At 31.5% G+C, this 2,557-nt stretch carries 2 protein-coding genes; both read right to left on the bottom strand.

The window, feature by feature from the left end:
• A partial coding sequence (locus tag ACIQ11_RS10260) for a tol-pal system YbgF family protein (protein ID WP_396154604.1) occupies positions 1-1,046 on the bottom strand: 1,046 nt, incomplete at its 3' end.
• A gap of 101 nt (positions 1,047-1,147) precedes the next feature.
• Positions 1,148-2,557 (bottom strand): TRCF domain-containing protein (locus tag ACIQ11_RS10255; RefSeq protein ID WP_396154602.1); only part of this gene is annotated, 1,410 nt, incomplete at its 5' end.

Raw genomic sequence — 2,557 nt, 5'->3', positions numbered from 1 at the left:
TTTAAAGAAGCTAAATATTTATCCGTTACACTATTTTTTATAGATTTATTATAGTTTAAAATGGCCAATTTGTCCTTCCCTTTTTTATCGTAAAAAACCGCTCTTTGATGATGAATAACATCTCTAAAACTTTTATTTTCAATATTTTCAAGTAATTTGTCAAGATTTTTATGAAAAGCTATTGTGTCGCCTGATTGAAAATTAAACTGATTTGCTTGTTTCAAATGCGAATAAATAGTATAACTACGCGGCGATTTACGTTTCATATCAATTACTTCCTGATAGGCAACAAATGCACTATCTGAATAATTTAATTTTTCGTATAATTGACCTAAAATAAAAGTATAACGCGCTTTTTCTTCCTTTAGTTTTGTTTCTTTTTTAGATATTTTTACCGATGCTAATGCACTATCTAAGACATTTTTTTTAATATACGCTTGTGCTAAAACGGAATGAATATCAGCCAAATCCTGACCTATAACTTTTTGTCCTTTTAACGTTCTATTTAGGTTTTTTATGGCTAATTGTTCGTTTTCTAACTTTAAGTTGACTTTTTCGCGCCACACTTGTGCTTGATAAACATTATTACTTGTTGGATACTTATATAAAATATAATTAAACGCTTCCATAGCAGGTAAATAGCGGTTTTCGTAATACCTGGATTTTCCTAACATCAAATATGATTCGTCAATTTGATTGTTTTTTTCATACCCACCAATATTCATCGAATGGATTTGAATGGCTTTTGTAGCCTTTGTTTCGGCACGTTCAAAATTTGCGTTTTTGGTTGCTGCGCCTTCTTTTTGTTCTGCAGGGGTTATTTGCATTCTTTCCAAAGGAAGTACATTCCAAAAGTCATCGGAATAGGTCGCTTTTACATCTGTAATTCCTTTTTCTAACGCTATATTTCCATTATATAATACATTATATTTTGTATTTGTTGAATGCCATTTTCTGTTTATATAGTTGTCTTTTTTGGTAGAACAAGCCAAAATTAAGGCAAGTATACCAAAAGTGAACACATATTTTAGTTGTATCTTTTTCAATGTATTGTGATTTTTATAAATAACTTTAATTTTGGTTATTTAGTATGCAAACGTGTAAAAATAAGTTTTTTTTTTGAAAAATGAACATTACTTTTTTAAGATTATATCATTTCAATTAATTCTAAAGCTTTATGAATGCTTTTTACGTTTTCAAAAGTGATTAAAAGTCGTAATCCGTTTTTGGTTTCTTTTTCTTTTACTTTACATAAATTTCCGTTTTGTTGTGCAAATTTCATTACATTCATAAAACGATTACTTTGGTAAAAATTAGATTGCTGATCGCCAATAAAATAACCTACCATTTTATTTTGTTTCAAAATTAAGCGTTCTAATCCAACCTGTTTGGCTTTCCATTTGATTCGCACACTGTTTAATAAAGAAACCGCTTCTTTAGGTAAAGCTCCAAATCGGTCAATTAAACGTTTTTCGTACGCTTCTAATTCTGCAATATTTTTCACAGAACCTAATTCGTTGTACAAACTCAATCGTTCCGAAATATTATTGATGTATTCGTCTGGAAACAGCAATTCAAAATCGGTATCAATTTGAAATTCTTTTACAAATTCTTTGGTTTCAATATCGTTTTCTTCTTCGTATAAATTGGCAAACTCATTTTCTTTTAGCTCGTCAATGGCTTCATTCATAATTTTTTGATACGTATCAAAACCAATTTCATTAATAAAACCGCTTTGTTCGCCACCTAACAAATCACCCGCACCACGAATTTCTAAATCTTTCATCGCAATATTAAACCCGCTACCCAATTCTGAAAACTGTACTAAGGCATTGATTCGTTTTCTGGCATCATCTGTCATAACAGATTCGGGTGGTGTAATAAAATAACAAAATGCTTTTTTATTGCTACGCCCTACTCTGCCTCGCATTTGATGTAAATCTGAAAGTCCGAAATTATTAGCATTATTAATAAAAATCGTGTTTGCATTGGGTACGTCTAAACCACTTTCAATAATAGTTGTAGCCACCAAAACATCAAATTCGCCTTCGATAAAGGCAAGCATTAATTCTTCCAGTTTTTTTCCATCCATTTGTCCGTGTCCGATTCCAACTTTTGCATTAGGAACCAATCGCTGAATCATCCCGGCAACTTCTTTGATGTTTTCGATACGATTATTGATAAAAAACACTTGTCCACCACGTTCAATTTCATACGAAATGGCGTCACGAATGGTTTCTTCATTAAAACGAATTACATAGGTTTCAATTGGATATCGATTTGGCGGGGGCGTAGTAATAACAGACAAATCGCGAGCTGCCATTAATGAAAATTGTAGCGTTCTTGGAATTGGCGTAGCGGTTAAAGTAAGCGTATCAATATTTGCGGCAATCGTTTTTAATTTATCCTTTACATTCACCCCAAATTTTTGTTCTTCATCGACAATAAGTAAGCCTAAATCGCGGAATTTTACATTTTTATTTACCAATTGATGTGTTCCAATTACGATATCTATTTTTCCTTCTTCCAAACCTTTTAATGTTTCCGCTTTTTGTTT

The sequence above is a fragment of the Flavobacterium sp. genome (assembly GCF_044361065.1).
Classification (GTDB): Bacteria; Bacteroidota; Bacteroidia; order Flavobacteriales; family Flavobacteriaceae; genus Flavobacterium.
Note: the sequence above shows the minus strand (reverse complement) of the source record. Positions and strands in the feature narration are given on the sequence as shown.